The sequence below is a fragment of the Bowmanella yangjiangensis genome (assembly GCF_017255015.1).
Classification (GTDB): domain Bacteria; phylum Pseudomonadota; class Gammaproteobacteria; order Enterobacterales; family Alteromonadaceae; genus Bowmanella; species Bowmanella yangjiangensis.
This window is the reverse complement of record NZ_JAFKCS010000003.1, coordinates 107,040-125,094: the sequence shown is the minus strand read 5'-3', so window position 1 is coordinate 125,094 and position 18,055 is coordinate 107,040. Positions and strand designations below refer to the sequence as shown.

Annotated in this window: 20 protein-coding genes; 13 read left to right on the top strand and 7 right to left on the bottom strand. The window is 49.2% G+C overall.

What is annotated here, in order from left to right:
- Nucleotides 1-2: 2 nt before the first annotated feature.
- Both J0A65_RS05040 and J0A65_RS05035 read right to left on the bottom strand, forming a co-directional pair.
- Nucleotides 3-320, bottom strand: coding sequence for a CcdB family protein (locus J0A65_RS05040; protein WP_206593039.1), 318 nt, complete (start codon nt 318-320; stop codon nt 3-5).
- A complete protein-coding gene (locus tag J0A65_RS05035; RefSeq protein WP_206593038.1) occupies nt 320-565 on the bottom strand; it encodes a type II toxin-antitoxin system CcdA family antitoxin in 246 nt (81 codons plus the stop codon). Before J0A65_RS05035 ends, J0A65_RS05040 begins: the two co-directional genes overlap by 1 nt.
- 645 nt (nt 566-1,210) lie before the next feature.
- Between J0A65_RS05035 and J0A65_RS05030 the strand changes: the two genes are divergently transcribed.
- The 9 genes from J0A65_RS05030 to J0A65_RS04990 all read left to right on the top strand — a co-directional run bounded on the left by J0A65_RS05030 (nt 1,211) and on the right by J0A65_RS04990 (nt 6,754).
- Nucleotides 1,211-2,239 (top strand): serine hydrolase domain-containing protein, encoded by a 1,029-nt coding sequence (locus J0A65_RS05030; protein ID WP_206593037.1) that lies wholly within the window; start codon nt 1,211-1,213, stop codon nt 2,237-2,239.
- 68 nt (nt 2,240-2,307) lie between these two features.
- Nucleotides 2,308-2,571, top strand: coding sequence for an ATP synthase subunit c family protein (locus J0A65_RS05025; protein ID WP_206593036.1), 264 nt, complete (start codon nt 2,308-2,310; stop codon nt 2,569-2,571).
- A gap of 290 nt (nt 2,572-2,861) precedes the next feature.
- Nucleotides 2,862-3,533 (top strand): DNA alkylation repair protein, encoded by a 672-nt coding sequence (locus J0A65_RS05020; RefSeq protein WP_232849754.1) that lies wholly within the window; start codon nt 2,862-2,864, stop codon nt 3,531-3,533.
- Between the two features lie 68 nt (nt 3,534-3,601).
- The gene (locus tag J0A65_RS05015) at nt 3,602-3,958 is read left to right on the top strand and encodes a nuclear transport factor 2 family protein (RefSeq protein ID WP_206593034.1); all 357 of its coding nucleotides are present in this window, start codon (nt 3,602-3,604) and stop codon (nt 3,956-3,958) included.
- 161 nt (nt 3,959-4,119) lie between these two features.
- Nucleotides 4,120-4,377: a hypothetical protein gene (locus J0A65_RS05010; RefSeq protein ID WP_206593033.1), complete on the top strand. Its 258-nt coding sequence runs from the start codon at nt 4,120-4,122 to the stop codon at nt 4,375-4,377.
- 28 nt (nt 4,378-4,405) lie between these two features.
- Nucleotides 4,406-4,762, top strand: coding sequence for a hypothetical protein (locus tag J0A65_RS05005; RefSeq protein WP_206593032.1), 357 nt, complete (start codon nt 4,406-4,408; stop codon nt 4,760-4,762).
- Between the two features lie 75 nt (nt 4,763-4,837).
- A complete protein-coding gene (locus J0A65_RS05000) occupies nt 4,838-5,194 on the top strand; it encodes a VOC family protein (protein ID WP_206593031.1) in 357 nt (118 codons plus the stop codon).
- Between the two features lie 48 nt (nt 5,195-5,242).
- Entirely contained in the window at nt 5,243-5,962 is a 720-nt protein-coding gene (locus J0A65_RS04995; protein ID WP_206593030.1) for a helix-turn-helix transcriptional regulator, read from the top strand.
- 66 nt (nt 5,963-6,028) lie between these two features.
- Nucleotides 6,029-6,754 (top strand): transglutaminase-like domain-containing protein, encoded by a 726-nt coding sequence (locus tag J0A65_RS04990; protein ID WP_206593029.1) that lies wholly within the window; start codon nt 6,029-6,031, stop codon nt 6,752-6,754.
- Between the two features lie 43 nt (nt 6,755-6,797).
- On the opposite strand, the gene J0A65_RS04985 is transcribed toward J0A65_RS04990, so the two are convergent.
- Nucleotides 6,798-7,526, bottom strand: a complete 729-nt coding sequence (locus tag J0A65_RS04985; RefSeq protein ID WP_206593028.1) for an SDR family NAD(P)-dependent oxidoreductase — start codon at nt 7,524-7,526, stop codon at nt 6,798-6,800.
- A gap of 115 nt (nt 7,527-7,641) precedes the next feature.
- Between J0A65_RS04985 and J0A65_RS04980 the strand changes: the two genes are divergently transcribed.
- Together J0A65_RS04980 and J0A65_RS04975 are read left to right on the top strand one after the other, a co-directional pair.
- On the top strand, nt 7,642-8,559 hold the full coding sequence (locus tag J0A65_RS04980; RefSeq protein ID WP_206593027.1) for a LysR family transcriptional regulator: 918 nt from the start codon (nt 7,642-7,644) through the stop codon (nt 8,557-8,559).
- Nucleotides 8,560-8,612: 53 nt separating this feature from the next.
- Nucleotides 8,613-9,749, top strand: coding sequence for a cupin domain-containing protein (locus J0A65_RS04975; RefSeq protein ID WP_206593026.1), 1,137 nt, complete (start codon nt 8,613-8,615; stop codon nt 9,747-9,749).
- A gap of 44 nt (nt 9,750-9,793) precedes the next feature.
- Here the strand turns inward: J0A65_RS04975 and glnG are convergent, their stop codons facing one another.
- From glnG to glnA, 4 genes are all read right to left on the bottom strand, one after another.
- The gene (glnG, locus tag J0A65_RS04970) at nt 9,794-11,206 is read right to left on the bottom strand and encodes a nitrogen regulation protein NR(I) (protein ID WP_206593025.1); all 1,413 of its coding nucleotides are present in this window, start codon (nt 11,204-11,206) and stop codon (nt 9,794-9,796) included.
- Nucleotides 11,203-12,267 carry a nitrogen regulation protein NR(II) gene (gene glnL / locus J0A65_RS04965; RefSeq protein WP_206593024.1) on the bottom strand — a complete coding sequence of 355 codons (1,065 nt, stop codon included), beginning with the start codon at nt 12,265-12,267 and terminating at the stop codon, nt 11,203-11,205. The genes glnG and glnL overlap by 4 nt, the downstream gene beginning before the upstream one ends.
- A 118-nt stretch (nt 12,268-12,385) precedes the next feature.
- On the bottom strand, nt 12,386-12,886 hold the full coding sequence (locus J0A65_RS04960) for a DUF4124 domain-containing protein (protein WP_206593023.1): 501 nt from the start codon (nt 12,884-12,886) through the stop codon (nt 12,386-12,388).
- 110 nt (nt 12,887-12,996) lie between these two features.
- On the bottom strand, nt 12,997-14,406 hold the full coding sequence (glnA, locus tag J0A65_RS04955; protein ID WP_206593022.1) for a glutamate--ammonia ligase: 1,410 nt from the start codon (nt 14,404-14,406) through the stop codon (nt 12,997-12,999).
- Between the two features lie 446 nt (nt 14,407-14,852).
- On the opposite strand from glnA, the gene typA reads away from it, so the two are divergent.
- Together typA and J0A65_RS04945 are read left to right on the top strand one after the other, a co-directional pair.
- Nucleotides 14,853-16,688 carry a translational GTPase TypA gene (gene typA, locus J0A65_RS04950; RefSeq protein WP_206593021.1) on the top strand — a complete coding sequence of 612 codons (1,836 nt, stop codon included), beginning with the start codon at nt 14,853-14,855 and terminating at the stop codon, nt 16,686-16,688.
- A gap of 258 nt (nt 16,689-16,946) precedes the next feature.
- Entirely contained in the window at nt 16,947-18,050 is a 1,104-nt protein-coding gene (locus J0A65_RS04945) for an efflux RND transporter periplasmic adaptor subunit (RefSeq protein WP_206593020.1), read from the top strand.
- The last annotated feature ends 5 nt before the right edge of the window (nt 18,051-18,055 follow it).

Below are 18,055 nucleotides of genomic sequence, written 5' to 3'. Positions count from 1 at the left end.
CGTTATATGCCAGTAATCAGAAAGTCGATAGCTGCAATGATCTCATTTCTAAAACTACTTAACTCATTGACTGGCTCACGTAAAATCTTGGTCGGAACACTGGCCATTTGGTGAGTTAAAATTACAAAGTCACCTTGATCAATATGGATCACTGGGCATAAATGATTCGGCGCTTTTTTATCCAACAACTCAACGGGTGTTAGCGGAATAACTAATCGAGTATTCAATGTATTAAGTAACTCACTTTGAACATCAACAAAGTAAGGGTATGCCGTTGAAGTGCTTTTATCGTTATTTTGGTATAGCGAAAATTGAGACATTAGAATACTCGGTAAGAATCGGAAAATAGCCCGTGATTTTCAGTAAGTTCATTGCAAGCATTAATAGCTTCCGCATTTTGCTCTAGCCATTCAGTTTTAAGGCGTTGTTTTACTTCTTTTTCAAGTGCCTTTTCCATTGTGGCTGAAAGATTAATATTGAGGCGTTTGGCCTCGGCGAGTAACTCACTGTTTAGAGTTAAATTTGTCGCCTTCTTTGGTGCTTGTGTGCTGTATGAGTTTTTCATGCCGTCTCCAGTGCGCATTTAAAGTGCGCATTAAGTATATGCGTGCAAAAGGCGTGTAACAAGCTGCTCGAGAGGGATTCGCAATGCGTAGCATTTTTGTTATGCATTTGGTTTGGTGTTTACAGTGCTATGCAGTGAGTTGGTAGTTGCGTTGCTCACCAGCAGGGCGTTAGGCTTTGATCAGTTGCCACCCATTAAGCGGCCCAAGCCGCTTTGACCCCCGCTTAAATATTCCCAGTCGGTGCAGGGCGCTGCTAAAAGGCGGGCAATTTGCTGGGAGCAAATTGAGTGGAAGACGCGTCTGGGATGGCATCGCCCGGAATTTGCGACAATTTCATCAGGAGTGAAATTGAACAGCCTTAGCTGGCCTGAAAGGCAACAGGCAGGATGCTTGTTGTAAATGGGACTGGCATCCCATGGATGGGCATATCATAAAGGACAAGGAGGTCATGCATTCAAGACCTTGCTATAGCGCTCTTGGCCGTGGATACTGAAACTCAGCTTGGCTAAATCAATGCCATAGAAATAGTTGAAATCAGACATGGACAGTTCTCCTCAATGATTGCCAAGTAAGCGTGGCATAACCCCGGCAAAGGGGGAGTCCAAATCATTCGTTATGAGAACCATCCCACGGATCTAAAAGAAATGACGACGAAACGAAAAATACTAATCATCAGAATCACATTGCTTGTTGGAACTATCATTTCACTATTTTTCGTGCCATGGATTTTAGTAAAGGCTTGGATTTTGCCGTTACCCGATACAGTTCAAGAGCAAGTAGATGAGGCCATTGGACAGGGTTTTGATGGCATGATTGTTTATGTGGACGAAGCAGGGAAACCTCCAGCATTCTACACCGGTGGCTGGAAAGATCGGAAAAACAAAAAAACAGCCGACGCAAATTCTTTATTTAAAATTGCCAGTATTAGCAAGTTATATACAGCTGTTGCTGTAACCAAAATGGTCAAAGAAAAACGATTATCACTAGACGCACCGCTTACCGAGTACCTTCCAGAACTTAAAGGTAGAATCGTAAATTCAGAAAAAATCACCTTGAAAATGATGGTACAGCATAGGTCAGGTATTCCCAATTTCACAGATAATCCTGCTTATTGGCAAAACGAACAGGAAAATAGTCATACAGCCCTTGATTTTGCACTCGACTTACCGCCGAGTTTTGAGCCCGACAAAGGTTATCAATATTCCAATACGAATTATTTACTACTTCGAAATATTATGGATGAGGTATTAGGATATAGCTACCATCAATATATTAAAGAAAAAATATTAATCCCCCTAGAACTGAATAACACATATTTTTCACTAAACGAAGTTAACCTGGATGATGTAATGAGTGGGTATTACGTCGGATATGAGGAAGATTTTAAACTTCGCGATTATGGAATGCTAGCTACAGCAGAGGACGTGGGTATCTTCTTGCGAGCCTTAAACGATGGCTCAGTATTTGAAGAAGGAGAAGCGGAAATCTATCCTTACGTCTACGAGCATGGGGGCTTGGTTGTCGGCTACCAGAGTCTCGCAAAATACGACAAAGATCTGGATGCGGTAGTAGTTCAGTTTATAAACACAACTGATTTTAACGGATATGAATGGAATTTATCTGAAATTACTATTAACCGTATCATTAAAATATTGAAAAGGAAAAATTCATAAAAATTTAATAAAATCAACCAGGCTAAATGAATATTCAGACACCAATTAACTTTCATGGAGTAAGACAAGTGACAAAAGAACAACGGATTAAAGAAATAGAGAAAGAATTTATGATGCTGGGCATAATTGATGCCATTCCTATGGTCATGATCGGCCTGGGGCTTTATGCCAAGTTTGCCAACGATAGCGAACCTGTATTTGCGTTTCTAAAAGATGAAGCCATCGTCAATGGTATGTTTATCGTCAGTGTTCCTGTTGTATTGTGGTGCATGTTCAGGGCAGTCAAATTGGCATCGGAAAGAAGACAACTGGAAAATACTCCCCATAAGTAAGGCTCCCCTTTACACCCGCTGAATCCCCCTCCTACAGTTACAAAGTTAAAGAGCGGGTTCAGCCTCTGTCTGTAAAAAATGACGTTAAGGATTCGGTTAATTCAATGACATTACGCCCGCCTATTATTCCCGATGCGCCAACATCCATTCAAAAAGGTACGCCGCTAAAAGTTTTACTTAATCCGCAGGCCATTCAATGCCTGGCGCAGAATATTCAGTATGTTCACCGGGATTTTGCGGTCAAAGCCTTCTGCGATTTTGCGCAATCGGGTCTGGAGCCATTGGAGCTTATGCAACGTGCTCAACACATTGCCCTGGCACTGAAAGAGTTTTTGCCACAAAACTATACAGACGCGATCACGATCCTTTGTGGTTCATTAACCCCGGAAAAGACCGACAGCGACTCTTCTGGGCTGGCTGGTTTTTTCTATCTTCCACATAGTTTTTTTATATCAGAGTTCGGACAAGATACGCAGTATAACGGCGGCCACGACCCTTTTGATTTGTCGATGGACGCCATGCAGGCGCTGACCACCCGATTTACTGCCGAATTTGCTATTCGTCCTTATTTAATTAGGCAACAAAGGCGCACGCTGACAAAAATCCTTGAATGGGTCACCCATCCTAACCCACATATAAGGCGGCTTTGCACCGAAGGAACGCGCCCTAAGCTGCCCTGGGGGAAACGCATACCCGCATTTATCGCCGACCCCAGTCCGACCCTGCCGATTCTCGAATTGCTCAAAGACGACGAGTCGCTTTATGTGCGCCGTAGCGTAGCAAACCATCTTGGCGATATTGCCAAAGATCATCCCGACACAGTATTTTCGCTATGCGAGAGCTGGTTAAACACTGGGGCATCCAAAGAGTTGAAATGGTTAATCCGGCATGCGGTGCGCCATCCGGCCCAAAAAGGCCATCCAAGGGCATGCGAGATTCGGCTAGCGGCAAAAGCCAGATAGCTGACTTAGGATTTCGATAACGGGTTTGTCCAAGCGAAAGTTAAGACCTGACAATTGAAGGACACATGATGACGCCAAAACAGCTGGTAAGTGCGTGGGTAGACACCTTTAATCAAGGCAATGCAGATAAGATTGCCGAATTCTATGCCAGTGACGCTATTAACCATCAGGTAGCCAACACGCCGGTCGAAGGCAAAGAGGCTATCCGCGCTATGTTCAGGGCTGAGTTTGCTAATGCCAAGATGGTTTGCATAGTCGAGAATATCTTCGAAGATGGCGACTGGGCGATCCTGGAATGGAAAGACCCTATCGGACTCAGAGGCTGTGGCTTTTTTAAGGTGGAAAAGGGCTTAATCACTTTTCAGCGCGGGTACTGGGACAAACTGAGTTTCTTAAAAGCCCATAACTTGCCTATTCCGCAGTAATATTCAAATACACTCATCCCCCAAGAACCTATCTCCCCCATAGATTGAGATACCGGGTCTGACCTAGCCCTTTCATTCTCAAAAGAAGGGCGTAGAAGAAAGCAATTACACAGGAAACTGCTTAACTGTTGGAATCAGTTAGAGCATGGTTGGGGGAACTGATGCTTCGAATGCTTAAAATCTTGCTGGTTCTTTTTATTGGTCTGCACGCGTTGATTTACGCAGTGCAGAACATCGCAAATCTCGGTCCAGCTCACGCTGCACTAGGCTATGTGCTATCAAATCAGGGGCATGAGGTTTACCCCGACAGTATGTTTTTCTCTGTAACCCAAGTCGGCACAGGTTCTATGCAGGGGGCCTTTATGTACTCGATGGCGTCAGCAATTACTATGATGTTTGTCTATAGCACCGCGGATTGACCCCGCGAGACAGGGTAAGAGCTAAGATATGGAAATATGGATATTTTTAGCCGCAGTGGTGTGCATGCTCGGTTTCTGCTGGTATGTATCACCTTATCGAAGACGCGAAGTCACAAAAGCTCAGCATGTAGTCGCGACAACTTGGTTGTTATTTCGCCGCGCAGTGTGTTTACTCGGAGCAATACTCTGCCTTTTTGCCATTGGCATATTCTTACTTCTAGACACTGCGTGGAAAGAGAAAGTATTTCCCATTGGCCTGTTTTCTTTGCTACTTATCATGTGTGTTTATGTTGGAATGTTTGGCCAGGGATGGGTTCAATACTCGCTTTCTGATGACTTTATGTTGTACAAAAAACTCAAAGAGAAATATAAATGGCGGTTCTAGCCAAACGCTAAGGCTATGTGTTTCAGGGCTAACTCCTCTTTCTTCCATTGCCCTGCTCAACAAAGGAACTGCACTATGAAAATGAATTACTTTGTCTTTGGCACCAACGATATGTCTAAAGCCATTGGCTTTTATGATGCCTTTTTTGAAGATACCGGCGTCCACAAAGGCCAGGCAATGGGACGCATGACATTATGGACAAACGGCGATTTTATGTTTGCCGTCGCCGAGCCTTTTAACGGCGAACCGGCCACTAACGGCAATGGCACTATGCTGGGGCTGAATTTGGGCGCTAAGCAGGAAGTGGAGCGGTTACACCAAAAAGCGCTGACATTGGGTGGCCAGAGCGAAGGTGAGCCCGCCGTGCGATCAGGACGGTTTTCAGCTTATTTTCGTGATCTTGACCAGAATAAGATCTGCTTATTTGCGTAATAAAGTCATTAAGCATACCTAGCTTATCCTCATCCGCCCCAGGGGTTTATGTTACTTACAGAGAAGCCGCAAAGCATGGTGCAGTTTGCCCCTGGTATGGTGGTGGCTTACGGTCAGGCGATTGATGCCATCATCCACCATCACCCGTTATGGCAACTCTGTCTGCCCAGTGAAGCCAGTTTGCTTGATGGTCAGCCTTTATCTGCCGGGGCGGTGATTGCCCCCAACATACCCCATAAGTTGGTCATGCCAAATGGCTGGGTGATTTTGGCAGAGCCCCAAAGTCTGCTGGGTGAAGCGATCAGCCAGCTTCCCCCAACGATCCCGCCGATAATTGATGCAAGCAATTGGCTAACTCTATTGCAGCAACTACATGTTTACCCAAAACTAACAGAGGCTTTGCAATACAACCCCTATCTTTGCCAGGATCCAAGGTTACAAAAATTATTGGCCAAGCTGGACGCTTGCTTTGGTAGTGAATGCTTAAAACCGGAGCAATGGCGCGCCAGTCAGGTAGCTGATTGGCTGGCACTGTCTGAAAGCCGTTTTTTACACCTGGTAAAAGCCGAATTGGGCATGGCCTGGCGGCCCTACCTGCTGTGGCGACGGCTGATTTGTGCCATGCAAGCGATTCGGAAAGGAATGTCGTCTACCCAAGCAGCCCATCTAGCGGGTTTTAGCGACAGTGCCCATTTAAGTCGTACTGTTAAGGCTACTTTTGGCATGACCAGCAAACAATTACTGCAGAGCTTTCAAAAGCAAGGTTAGCCAGTTTATTCAATTTATACGCCGATATAGGGGCTATTCTGCCTTCAATTCAACAAGGAGGCGCAAATGACCACAGCCTATTTGCAGGAAACCAGCCTGCTCGATTTCAGCCACAACAGTATTCAACAACTGATATCCGACAAACACTGGCGTGTCCTGCCCACTCAGGACACAATCGCCGCCGTGTACAACTTTGTACGTGACGACATCCTGTTTGGCTATAACGCCGATGACAGTATTCCCGCCAGCCAGGTGCTGGCAGACGGTTACGGCCAGTGCAATACCAAGAGCACCCTATTTATGGCGCTGCTCAGGGCTCTTGGCATTCCTTGCCGTCTGCATGGCTTTAGTATTTTTAATGCGCTGCAACGTGGGGCGATTCCGGCCTATTTAATGCCGCTAGCGCCCAAACGCATTTTGCACAGCTGGGTAGAAGTGCAACTGGCCGACAAGTGGCTGGATATTGAAGGCTTTATTATCGACCAGCCGTTTTTACGCCAGGTTCAGCAGGCCTATGGTGACTGCGGAGGTTTTAGCGGCTATGGCATAGCTGTGACTTGCCTGCAAAAACCACAAAATGAATTTAACGGCGGTAATACCTATATTCAGGCCGAAGGCATTGCCGACGACTTCGGCCTGTTCACCCAGCCGGATGAATTTTATGCCAAGTATGGCAGTAACTTACGCGGCCTGAAAAAGCTGCTGTACCGCTATATGCTCAGGCATCTGGTCAACTGCAACGTTAAACGCATTCGCCGATTGGGTATCCAAAAGCCTGCCAAAAGTTATTGAGTCTTTAGGCCCTGTGCTGGCTGCACAGGGTTAGGCATTTGCCTTACAGTAAGTAGCCGCCGTCCACCTCAAGTACAGCATTTCGCATGGCTAGTGAATGCTCTGAAAGCAGGAATTCAATGGCGCCAATCTGATCTGCCGGGGTCAGAACACGGCCTAAAGGGGTGCTTTCCAAGGTAGCGAAGAATGCACTTTGCTGTTCTTCTGTCATCCCAGCTTTGCCCTGAATCTCGGTTGCCGTAACGCCAGGGCGTACCGAGTTAATGCGAATGCCCAAAGGGGCCAGCTCAAGGTTGGCCACTCTGGTAATAGCCTCAAAGGCGGCTTTACTGGCGGAATACACTGCCGCCCCAGCGAACGCTCGGGTGACCGCGACGCTCGAGACAAACACCACACTGGATGGGTTATTCAGTAGCGGCTGCAATTGCTGTAAGGTGATAAATGGCCCCCTGGTGTTTATCGCCATGCTCAGGTCAAAGTCCTCTGCCGAGCTATTGAGCAGGCTTTGCGGGTAGAACACACCGGCGTTTAACACCAAACCGTCCAGCTTCACGCCCTCTTTGTGCAAGCCGTATGCCAGGGCCTGCAGTTGCGCAATATCAGCACTGTCTGCTGCATAGCCTGTACACCCAAGGGCAGAGCAAGCTTCATCAATTCTGGAACGGTTGCGGCCAGTGATAATCACCCGGTTACCCTGCGCCAGCAGGTGTTTTGCCAGCGCCCGTCCGATGCCAGCGGTGCCGCCAGTAATTAATATGGTCTTAGTGCTCATTAGTGATTCCTTTGCGATGGGGTAATTCAAGGCTAGCTAGATTACCAACTTGCTTTGACGCCAATAAGGCACCAATATGGACACAGAATGATACCAAAGTAGAAACAATTAAATTATGTCTTACCTAAATTTGCCGCTATTGCATGTATTTCATCTGGTAGCTGAGCACGGCAGTTTTCAGGCGGCGGCAAATGAACTGAACCTGCCACGCTCATCGGTAAGTAAGAAGATTCGTCAATTAGAGGAATTTGTTGGTCAGCCTTTACTAAAACGCTCTACCCGGCATCTGCACCTGACCGACATCGGCCGTAATCTGCTAAGCGGCACTGGTGAGTTGCATGCTGTGCTTAATAACCTGCACAGCTTGAAGGAAGAAGCACTGGATTCACCCAAAGGTAAAGTGAAGATCAGTGCCAGTGTTTTGATGGGACAGCGTTTTCTGGTGCCCTTGCTCGCTGCGCTGCGGCAGACCTACCCAGAGATTGAATTGGAACTGAGTCTGGATGACCGTACCGTCGACTTGCTTGAACAAAAAGTCGATATCGCCATACGCATAGGTCAACTGCCAGATTCTTCACTGATAGCCCGCAAGATAGGCACCAAACGCTGGGGATGGTTTGCGTCGCCAGACTACCTCGCCATGCACGGCACACCTTTAAGCCCGGCAGAACTGGAACAGCATGAATGCCTGGTATTCGCGGGCAGCACCTACCGTTTTAACTTCTGGCCGTTTCAGCACCCAACAGGCCATACCGAAACCATAGAGGTGAAACCCGCCATACAAACAGACAACAGCCGGGTACTGGTGGATATGGCTTGTGCCGGCCTGGGCATTGTGATGGTTGACCCCATGTTTATTGCCACAGAATGCCGGGAAGGGAAACTCGTGCCGGTGTTAACTGACTGGCAACACCCCGACAGCAGCCCGATCCATTTGCTTTGCCTGGGCCAACGCAGCAAAGCCGCACAAGCTGTGTGGCAATTTCTGCTAGCACAATGGCAACAGCAAGGTTTCACAAACCTGGCCAACTAAAAGAGGTATAGTGGCGCCATTCACTTGCCCAACCGCTCATAGTGCAGAGATTTATGTACCAACTTAACGCATTTAATCCACAACAGTTCTTACAACAACATTGGCAAAAACAGCCGCTGCTGATTCGTGGCGGTTTCCCCGGTTTTGTTGATTTGCTTGATGAGCATGACTTGGCGGGGCTGGCTCAGGAGCCCGACATAGATGCCCGCATCGTATCCAGAAACGGCAACAACTGGCAGGTTGCGCAGGGTCCGTTTGACGACTTTGCCCCTCATTGTCATGGTCAATGGAGCCTACTGGTGCAGGGTGTTGACCTATATCTGGACGAAGCCACCGAACTGCTAAATGCCTTTAATTTTATTCCACGCTGGCGCATAGACGACCTGATGGTGAGCTACTCAGTACCCGGTGCCGGGGTTGGCCCGCATCTGGATCAATATGATGTGTTTATTATCCAGGGTAAGGGGCGTCGTCACTGGCAGGTGGGCAACAAAGGTCAGTACGCAGAACACCGTCCGCATCCCATGCTTGGTCAGGTAGAACCCTTCGAACCTATTATTGATGCAATATTGGAGCCCGGCGACATTCTGTATATTCCTCCCGGTTTTCCGCACTGTGGCGAGGCGATAGAGCCAAGCCTGAACTATTCCGTTGGCTTTCGCGCTCCCAATCAGCAGGACTTGCTATCATCACTGGCCGACTTTGCCCTACAGCAGGAAGGGCTTACTCAGCGCTACCAAGATCCAGACCTGAAGTCGCGACCGCTTAGTGGCGAAGTGCTTGGCAGCGAAGTGGAGAGAATCCAAGAGTTGCTGCAAGCCAGTTTGCAAGGGCCAGCATTTACCCAATGGCTTGGCAGCTTTCTAAGCCGCGGGCCGCAAGAAGAATCTATTGAGGATGCCGAAGTCGCACTGGACGAGGTATTTGAGTACCTGCAAAACGGCAACGCCTTGCAGCGTCGATTGGACTTCAAAGGAATATGGTTAGAAAGTGACAGCCCGCAGGTTCAGTTACACCTTGGCGAGCTGAATATCCAACTGAATAAGAACCTGCTGCCCCATCTTGAGCCCATGCTGGCTCATGCCAGTTGGGTAAAACCCTCATCGATGACAGGCGAAACCTTAATGCAGTTATGCCAGGCCATTTTGCCGCTGATCAATGCTGGCGTTTGGGAACCCATTGAGGATTAACCCCCTGACTAAAGCGGCCTGAATAGCAGGCCGCGTTACTTTGACTAGTCGATACCCAGCTCTTTAAGTTTGCGGGTTAAGGTATTACGTCCCCATCCCAATTTACGTGCCGCTTCCTGTTTGTGGCCATGGGTGTAATGCAAGGCTCTTTCCAGCAAAATCCGTTCAAAGCTGACAGCGGCATCATTGAGAATATTCTGTTGCCCCGATTGCAACTGTTTGTCGGCCCAGGATGCCAGCAAACTTTGCCAGTCACCGTTGGCAGAAACACTGGCTTCGGCGATTAACGGCTGCTGATGCAGCTCCGGCGGCAAATCGGCGGGGATCACTTCCTTACCGCTGGCCATCACCGTTAGCCAACGACATAAGTTTTCAAGTTGTCGCACATTCCCCGGCCAGGGCAAGTTGGCCAGGATCTTAGCGGTATCCTTGCCGAGGGTTTTAGCCTCTACTTCCAGTTCTTTGGCGGCCTTAAGCAAAAAATGCTCAGCCAAGGGGGCAATATCTTCTCGCCGCTCAGCTAACCTGGGTATATGGATACGTATTACGTTCAGGCGGTGGAACAAATCTTCCCTAAACTTACCCTGAGCAACGCGCTGTTCCAGATTCTGGTGAGTCGCGGCAATGATGCGCACGTCCACCGACACCGGATTATGTCCGCCCACCCGGTAGAACTGCCCGTCAGCCAATACCCTCAGCAAGCGGGTTTGCACGTCCAGCGGCATATCGCCAATCTCGTCTAAAAACAGCGTACCACCGTCTGCCTGCTCAAAACGCCCTTGTCTGGCATTTTGTGCACCAGTAAAGGCCCCCTTCTCATGACCAAAGAGTTCTGATTCAATCAAATCGGTGGGAATGGCTGCCATATTCAGCGCGATAAATGGCGCCTTGGCCCTAGGGCTGTGGCGATGCAAAGCCTTGGCAACCAGTTCTTTCCCCGTTCCAGATTCACCGTTAATCAGCACACTGATACTGGAGCGGGACAAGCGCCCTATGGCCCTGAACACTTCCTGCATGGCCGGAGCTTCACCGATAATCTCGGTTTCCAGTCGTGGCGCTTGTCGTTGCTGCAACCGCAGCTGTTCTCTGGAGTGCGCCAAAGCGCGCTTAACCAGATTCACCGCCTCATCAATATCAAAAGGCTTGGGCAGATATTCAAAGGCGCCGCCCTGATAAGCATTAACCGCGCTGTCCAAATCCGAATGGGCGGTCATGATAATGACCGGCAGATTGGCGAACTGGCGATGTACTTCTTCAAGCAACTGCATACCGTCCATCTGCGGCATGCGGATGTCTGATACGATCACTTCTGGCTGTTGTCCGGCTTCAAGCTGGCGCAATAAGTCTTGCGGGTTGTCGAAGCAGAAACACTGAATATCTGCGGTTTGCAGGGCCTTTTGTAGTACCCAACGAATCGAACTGTCGTCATCTACAATCCAAACCGGTGCAGCGCTCATAGGTTTGGCTCCTTCTTATCAATAGGCAGATAAATAGTAAATTCGGTATGACCAGGCCAGCTTTCCACTTCAATCTTGCCGCGGTGATGGTCAATCAGGTTCTGAGCAATAGATAACCCCAACCCTGTACCATCTTGCTTGCCGGTCACCATAGGGTAGAACAAGGTATCTTTCAGCCGTTCGGGAATACCCGGGCCGTTATCAATAATCTTAATTTGTGCGCACAGAGGATAGCGTTTACCGTGGATAGTCACCTGCCTTTCTATGCGGGTGATAAAACGAATAACCCCTTTGCCTTCCAGCACCTGTACTGCATTGCGGGCGATATTCAGCACCGCTTGCTGGATCTTCTCTTCGTCTATCCATAGTTCGGGGATACTGGGGTCGTAATCCCTGACCAATTGCACATCGGCAATTTCATCAAGGCTCAACAGGGTGCGGATTTTTTCCAGCACTTTGTGCAGGTTATGCCATTGGAAATTGGGTGGCTTATTTGGGCCTAGCAGCCTGTCCACCAAATTTCGTAAACGGTCCGCTTGCTCAATAATCAGACCGGTAAATTCCCGCAGCTCAGGATCATCGAGCTGCTTCTCTAACAGCTGAGCGGCACCGCGCAGTCCACCAAGTGGGTTTTTAATCTCATGGGCCAGACCACGCACCAGCTCCCGGGCAGCTTGCTGCTGTGCCCATTGCTGATTCTCCTGACTGATGCGGCGAAGATGATCAATTTTTTTGATTTCCAGTAACAACAAGGGTTGTCCCTGCTTCTCAATACTGGAAACCGTGACATCCGCCAGTGAATGACGTCCATCAGCAAAGATTAACTGAACTTCACTGTCAGAGAAGCTGTCCCGGTCGCGCAGGGCATTGACCAAACGCTGTGTTTCGATACTGGATTGCAAAAACAACTTACGCAGCTCTTGCCCTTGTAGCTGGTTTAAGCTCTGCTCTAAAAAAGATTCAGCCGCCGGATTGGCATATCTGACTTTAAGCTCGCTATCCAGCAACACCAGTGCCAGCGATAATTGGCTGATCAAGCCTTCTGGAAATGCTGTTGTCACCCATACCTCATTTTTTATCTGCGTCGGCCGATGTTCTGCTCATGCACCAATATAGTGCAAAACATCAAAGACACGCATTATTTTAATGCGTTAGTGGCCGCAGCGTGATTTGGATGCCTTAACCTGACCGGTTCAAGACAGACGCCTGGTGCAGGTAAAAGACTCTGGTAGGAGATGATGCAAGGATCTTGCCCGATTTCGACACTAAACGAACTTCAAGTTGATGTTCACCGCGCGGCACCCCCTGCACAACAAATTGCGGTGAGGCCCCCGTTGCCAAAACTTGGCCGTTTAAGACCAACTGAAACAGACCAACCGCCTTTGGCTCAATGCTGGCGCTGACCTTAACTTCACCCTGATTGTTACGAATGGTCTCCTCATGAGCGGGGGAAAGGATACTGATGTTGTAATTTACATCCGGTTTAGATGGGGCGGTGGGTTTGGTGACCTGCTTCGGCGCAAGGGACTGTGAGGTGTTGGCATTTGGCAGTGCAACAGGTACCGCACCCGCAACAGGTCGGTCGGTATACACAACGGTACCGTCAGCTTGCACCACTTTATACAAAGTGGCACTTTGTGCCGACAGGGCAAATAGGGTGAATAGCCAGCTTAGTCTCATCAGATCCCCAAAATAGTTGCCATTCATCTAGATCATACTTCACCAGTTTAGCCCGAGCAGCGGCAACAAAAAAGCCCGCACAAAGGCGGGCTTGTTATGGTAAGTAAGACTTACACGCTGTAGTACATATCGAACTCTACCGGGTGCGTGGTCATGGCCAGCTTTTCCACTTCCAAGCGCTTGATAGCGATATACGCATCGATCATGTCGTCAGACATTACGCCGCCTTCTTTCAGGAAGTCACGGTCAGCGTCCAGCGCATCCAAGGCCATCTCCAGGCTGTGGGCGACGGTTGGGATGTCTTTCGCTTCTTCTGGCGGCAGGTCGTACAAGTCTTTGTCCATGGCGTCGCCAGGGTGGATCTTGTTCTTGATACCGTCCAGACCGGCCATCAGCATAGCCGCAAAGGACAGGTAAGGGTTAGCAGCCGGGTCAGGGAAACGTACTTCGATACGACGACCTTTCACGCTTGGTACGTGAGGGATACGGATAGACGCACTGCGGTTACGTGCAGAGTAAGCCAGCATAACAGGCGCTTCATATCCTGGTACCAAACGCTTGTAAGAGTTGGTAGTTGGGTTAGTGAACGCATTCAGTGCGCGGGCGTGCTTGATGATACCGCCAATGTAGTACAGCGCTTCTTCAGACAGACCTGCGTACTTGTCGCCGGCGAAGATGTTCTTGCCATCTTTAGCAATTGACTGGTGTACGTGCATACCAGAACCATTGTCACCTACCAGTGGCTTAGGCATAAAGGTAGCGGTTTTGCCGTATGCGTCAGCAACGTTGTGTACTACGTACTTGTAGATTTGCACTTCGTCAGCTTTCAACACCATGGTATTGAAACGACAGGCGATTTCGTTCTGACCAGCGGTTGCCACTTCATGGTGGTGCGCTTCGATAGACAGACCCATTTCTTCCATTACCAAACACATGGCTGCACGGATATCATGTGCAGAATCGACAGGAGGAACAGGGAAATAGCCGCCTTTCACGCCAGGACGGTGACCTTTGTTACCGCCTTCAAACTCAACACCTGAGTTCCACTTGGCTTCCATAGAGTCGATTTCATAGAAAGAACCGGCCATGTCAGTGTGGAAACGGATATCGTCAAACATGAAGAACTCTGGCTCAGGACCCATCAGAACGGTGTCACCGATGCCAGTAGATTTCAGGTATTCTTCCGCACGACGGGCAATAGAGCGTGGGTCACGATCATAGCCTTGCATAGTCGCTGGCTCATAAATGTCGCAGCGGATGTTGATTTGTGTTTCTTCAGCGAAAGGATCTAATACTGCGCTGGCAGCATCTGGCATCAACACCATATCGGAGTCATTAATGCCTTTCCAACCGGCAATAGATGAGCCGTCGAACATCTTACCTTCTTCGAAGAACTCCTCGTCCACCAGGGCAGCAGGAATAGTAACGTGCTGCTCTTTTCCTTTGGTATCGGTAAAACGCAGGTCAACAAACTTGGCTTCACTTTCTTTGATCAGGTCCAGTGCCTTTTCTACTGACATTATGTCCTCCAGGTTGATATTCAAAACGCAGATTCAGTAGTCTGCGGATAAGTCGAACTTTGTTGATGCAACAAAAGCCAGTTTCATGCCAAGTTGCAGTCCTCAGTAGTTATGCAGCCTTTGAAGCATATTGCCATGAAATCGAGCCAACTTAGCGCATCAAAAGCACCAATTTGGTGCAGCAACGCACCAAATGTGCGCAGAGCACTCCAGCAAGATGCACCTAAAAGTAGCTCAAATCCAGTTGGCTAGCGAAAAATCTCAATGTGTCATCGCAAAATCCTTGAGAAAACTGTACAATCCGCCGCCTGAAAAAAGGCATTGGGTGAAAAAACCGGCAAAACCGGCTTAAAAACCCAGCTAGTGTCGTCTGGATGAAATAAACTCAGAGGACACTGCCCGTATAGGATGACCACATCCGCTCCACGCCACCAAGAGAGAATCAGATGAGTTCACAACAAACCTCACTGGATAAATTGAGGAACATTGCCATTATTGCCCACGTTGACCACGGGAAAACCACCCTGGTTGACAAACTTTTGCAACAATCCGGTACGCTGGACAACCGCAAGGGCACTGACGAACGCGTCATGGATTCCAACGCCCTGGAAAAAGAGCGTGGCATCACTATTCTGGCGAAAAACACTGCCATTAATTGGAAAGACTACCGTATCAACATCCTGGACACCCCTGGACACGCCGACTTTGGTGGTGAAGTTGAGCGAGTTCTGTCTATGGCCGATTCAGTTTTATTGCTGGTTGACGCCGTTGATGGCCCCATGCCGCAAACGCGCTTTGTAACCCAAAAGGCTTTCGCCCACGGACTAAACCCGATTCTGGTTATCAACAAGATCGACCGTCCTGGTGCGCGCCCAGACTGGGTTATGGATCAGGTTTTTGACCTGTTTGATAACCTGGGTGCGACCGACGAGCAGCTGGATTTCCCTGTTGTCTATGCGTCTGCCTTACAAGGCTGGGCAAGCTTGGATGAAAACGAACAAGCCACAGACATGGAAGCACTGTATCAGGCCATCGTTGACAAAGTATCTCCGCCCAAAGCCGACCCGGAAGGCGCTTTGCAGATGCAGATTTCCCAGTTGGATTACTCCAGCTACCTGGGCATCATAGGTATAGGCCGTATCAAGCGCGGTCAGGTTAAAGTTAACCAGCAAGTCACTGTAGTGGGTGCTGATGGTAAGAAGCGTAACGGCAAAGTTGGCCAGGTATTCGGTTATCTGGGTCTGGACCGTTATGAAACCGAGACCGCCAGTGCCGGTGACATTGTCGCTATCAGTGGCTTGGGTGAGCTTAAGATCTCTGACACTATCTGTGCCGCTGATACGGTTGAAGCCCTGCCACCTCTGACGGTAGATGAGCCAACGGTAACTATGACCTTCCAGGTCAACACCTCACCGTTTGCCGGTCAGGACGGTAAATTTGTTACCTCACGCCAGATTCTGGAAAGACTGCAGACCGAGCTGAAGCACAACGTTGCCCTGCGTGTGGAAGAAACCGCTGACCCGGATAAGTTCCGTGTCTCTGGTCGTGGCGAACTGCACTTGGGCGTTTTGATCGAGAACATGCGTCGTGAAGGCTATGAGCTGGCCGTATCTCGCCCCGAAGTTATTCTGCGTAAGGAAGGCGAGCAGCTACTTGAGCCCTACGAGACGCTGACTGTAGATATCGAGGAAGAAAACCAGGGTTCCATTATGGAGCAACTAGGTTTGCGCAAAGCAGAAATGCGCGACATGAACCCCGATGGTAAAGGCCGTGTACGTATCGACTTCGTGGTACCCAGCCGCGGTTTGATCGGCTTCCAGACCGACTTTATGACCCTGACCTCAGGTACTGGTTTGATGTATCACACCTTCCTGGAATATGGACCGCATGCCGGTGGTCGTATCGGTCAGCGTAACAACGGTGTACTGATCTCCAATGGTAAAGGTAAGGCCCTGGCCTACGCCCTGTTTAACCTGCAGGAACGTGGTCGTTTGTTTATCGGTCATGGTGTGGAAGTGTACGAAGGCCAGATCATCGGTATTCACAGCCGCGATAACGATCTGACAGTTAACTGTCTGAAAGGTAAGCAGCTGACCAACATCCGTGCCGCTGGTACCGATGAAGCACTGACCCTGACGCCACCAGTACGTATGACACTGGAAAGGGCACTGGAATTTATCGACGACGACGAGCTGGTTGAAGTAACGCCTAACCATATCCGTCTGCGTAAAAAGCTGCTGACGGAAAATGACCGTAAGCGTGCCTCCAGAAGCGCCGACTAATCAGAAAAACCCGCCTTGTGCGGGTTTTTTATGTTCAGGGAAGAACGGTATGCCGACGTTGTAGGGCATATTCGTCGGCAATGTCCAGGGATGGATGGGCAGATAACTACTCCTCGGCTTTGTCTCCTGAGTCGCTCTACCTCCTTTTTCCTTGGCTAGGTGAGCAAAATAAGACTAAATTCCTTACTGACCCGAAATTCATTTAGATTTGATTAAGATTCTTTATCATTTGCACGCATTGGACTATAGGATGCCGCTATGCTGCGATTTTTTGTTTTACTGTTGCCCCTGTTGACCCTGTTCGCTTGTAAAGACAATGACAAAAGCGAGCACCGCTTAATTCGTCCTATTGCCTGGACCGAGGTATCCGCCTCTCCCCTTAAGCAAGTGCGCAGATTGTCCGGCACTATGGCACCCGTAGAAGCTGCCAGTCTGAGTTTTGAAGTAAGCGGCAAGATAGAAGCAGTGCAGGTCAATCTGGGCGAAAGCGTTAAACAAGGCCAGGAACTGGCCAGACTGAATCAGCGCAGTTTTAACCTCAGCCGTCAATCGGCACAGGCCACCCTCGAGCAGGCCAGCGCGAATCTGACCGAAGCGGAAAACGAATATAAACGTTACGCCGAGCTGGTGGAGCAAGGAGTAGTATCCAAGTCGGGGTTTGATAATGCCAAGGCTGCCTTTGAGTCCAGCCGCAGTGCCGTGGGTGTTGCCCAGGCCCAGTTGGATATCGCCCGGAAAAACCTCCACGACAGTGTGTTGCTTGCCCCCTACGACGGCATAATTACCAAACGTCTAATTGAACCCTCTCAACAGATCAGTGCCGGACAGACCGTGTTTGAAATTGAAGGCGAACACGGTTTGGAGGTCAGACTGATGGTACCTGAAACCATCATTCAGGAACTGCACAATGGTATGTCGCTACCAGTACGTTTTCCGGTATTACCCGGCCTGATCTTATCCGGCAAGGTCAGTGAAATAGGCACCAGAGCCGAAGCCGCCAACGCCTTCCCCACTGTTATTCTGCTCAATGAACACGATAGCCGACTACGTGCCGGTATGACTGCTGAGGTAGATATTACCTTTCTTGGCAGCGGCCGCAGCGGATTCACCGGCCCTAGCCTTAGGGTGCCGGTGTCGGCCATTGCGGCTGACACCGGAAAACAAGTTTATCTGTTTGTGTATGACCCTACCCAACAAAAAGTCTTCAAGCGCGTCGTGCAAACGGAGAATATCATCAATAACGAGGTATATATTTCCAAGGGGGTTAAGGAAGGTGAAATCGTTGCCACCGCCGGGGTAGCTTTCTTGCGCGATGGTCAGCAGGTTAGCCTGCTGGACAAGCAAATTCGTCAGTTCAACTGAGGCTT

What these genes read in the sequence shown, in the direction of transcription:
- J0A65_RS05040 (WP_206593039.1), bottom strand. Translation starts at nt 320, where the DNA reads ATGTCTCAATTTTCGCTATACCAAAATAACGATAAAAGCACTTCAACG.
- J0A65_RS05035 (WP_206593038.1), bottom strand. Translation starts at nt 565, where the DNA reads ATGAAAAACTCATACAGCACACAAGCACCAAAGAAGGCGACAAATTTA.
- J0A65_RS05030 (WP_206593037.1), top strand. Translation starts at nt 1,211, where the DNA reads ATGACGACGAAACGAAAAATACTAATCATCAGAATCACATTGCTTGTT.
- J0A65_RS05020 (WP_232849754.1), top strand. Translation starts at nt 2,862, where the DNA reads ATGCAACGTGCTCAACACATTGCCCTGGCACTGAAAGAGTTTTTGCCA.
- J0A65_RS05015 (WP_206593034.1), top strand. Translation starts at nt 3,602, where the DNA reads ATGACGCCAAAACAGCTGGTAAGTGCGTGGGTAGACACCTTTAATCAA.
- J0A65_RS05010 (WP_206593033.1), top strand. Translation starts at nt 4,120, where the DNA reads ATGCTTCGAATGCTTAAAATCTTGCTGGTTCTTTTTATTGGTCTGCAC.
- J0A65_RS05005 (WP_206593032.1), top strand. Translation starts at nt 4,406, where the DNA reads ATGGAAATATGGATATTTTTAGCCGCAGTGGTGTGCATGCTCGGTTTC.
- J0A65_RS05000 (WP_206593031.1), top strand. Translation starts at nt 4,838, where the DNA reads ATGAAAATGAATTACTTTGTCTTTGGCACCAACGATATGTCTAAAGCC.
- J0A65_RS04995 (WP_206593030.1), top strand. Translation starts at nt 5,243, where the DNA reads ATGTTACTTACAGAGAAGCCGCAAAGCATGGTGCAGTTTGCCCCTGGT.
- J0A65_RS04990 (WP_206593029.1), top strand. Translation starts at nt 6,029, where the DNA reads ATGACCACAGCCTATTTGCAGGAAACCAGCCTGCTCGATTTCAGCCAC.
- J0A65_RS04985 (WP_206593028.1), bottom strand. Translation starts at nt 7,526, where the DNA reads ATGAGCACTAAGACCATATTAATTACTGGCGGCACCGCTGGCATCGGA.
- J0A65_RS04980 (WP_206593027.1), top strand. Translation starts at nt 7,642, where the DNA reads ATGTCTTACCTAAATTTGCCGCTATTGCATGTATTTCATCTGGTAGCT.
- J0A65_RS04975 (WP_206593026.1), top strand. Translation starts at nt 8,613, where the DNA reads ATGTACCAACTTAACGCATTTAATCCACAACAGTTCTTACAACAACAT.
- glnG (WP_206593025.1), bottom strand. Translation starts at nt 11,206, where the DNA reads ATGAGCGCTGCACCGGTTTGGATTGTAGATGACGACAGTTCGATTCGT.
- J0A65_RS04960 (WP_206593023.1), bottom strand. Translation starts at nt 12,886, where the DNA reads ATGAGACTAAGCTGGCTATTCACCCTATTTGCCCTGTCGGCACAAAGT.
- glnA (WP_206593022.1), bottom strand. Translation starts at nt 14,406, where the DNA reads ATGTCAGTAGAAAAGGCACTGGACCTGATCAAAGAAAGTGAAGCCAAG.
- typA (WP_206593021.1), top strand. Translation starts at nt 14,853, where the DNA reads ATGAGTTCACAACAAACCTCACTGGATAAATTGAGGAACATTGCCATT.
- J0A65_RS04945 (WP_206593020.1), top strand. Translation starts at nt 16,947, where the DNA reads ATGCTGCGATTTTTTGTTTTACTGTTGCCCCTGTTGACCCTGTTCGCT.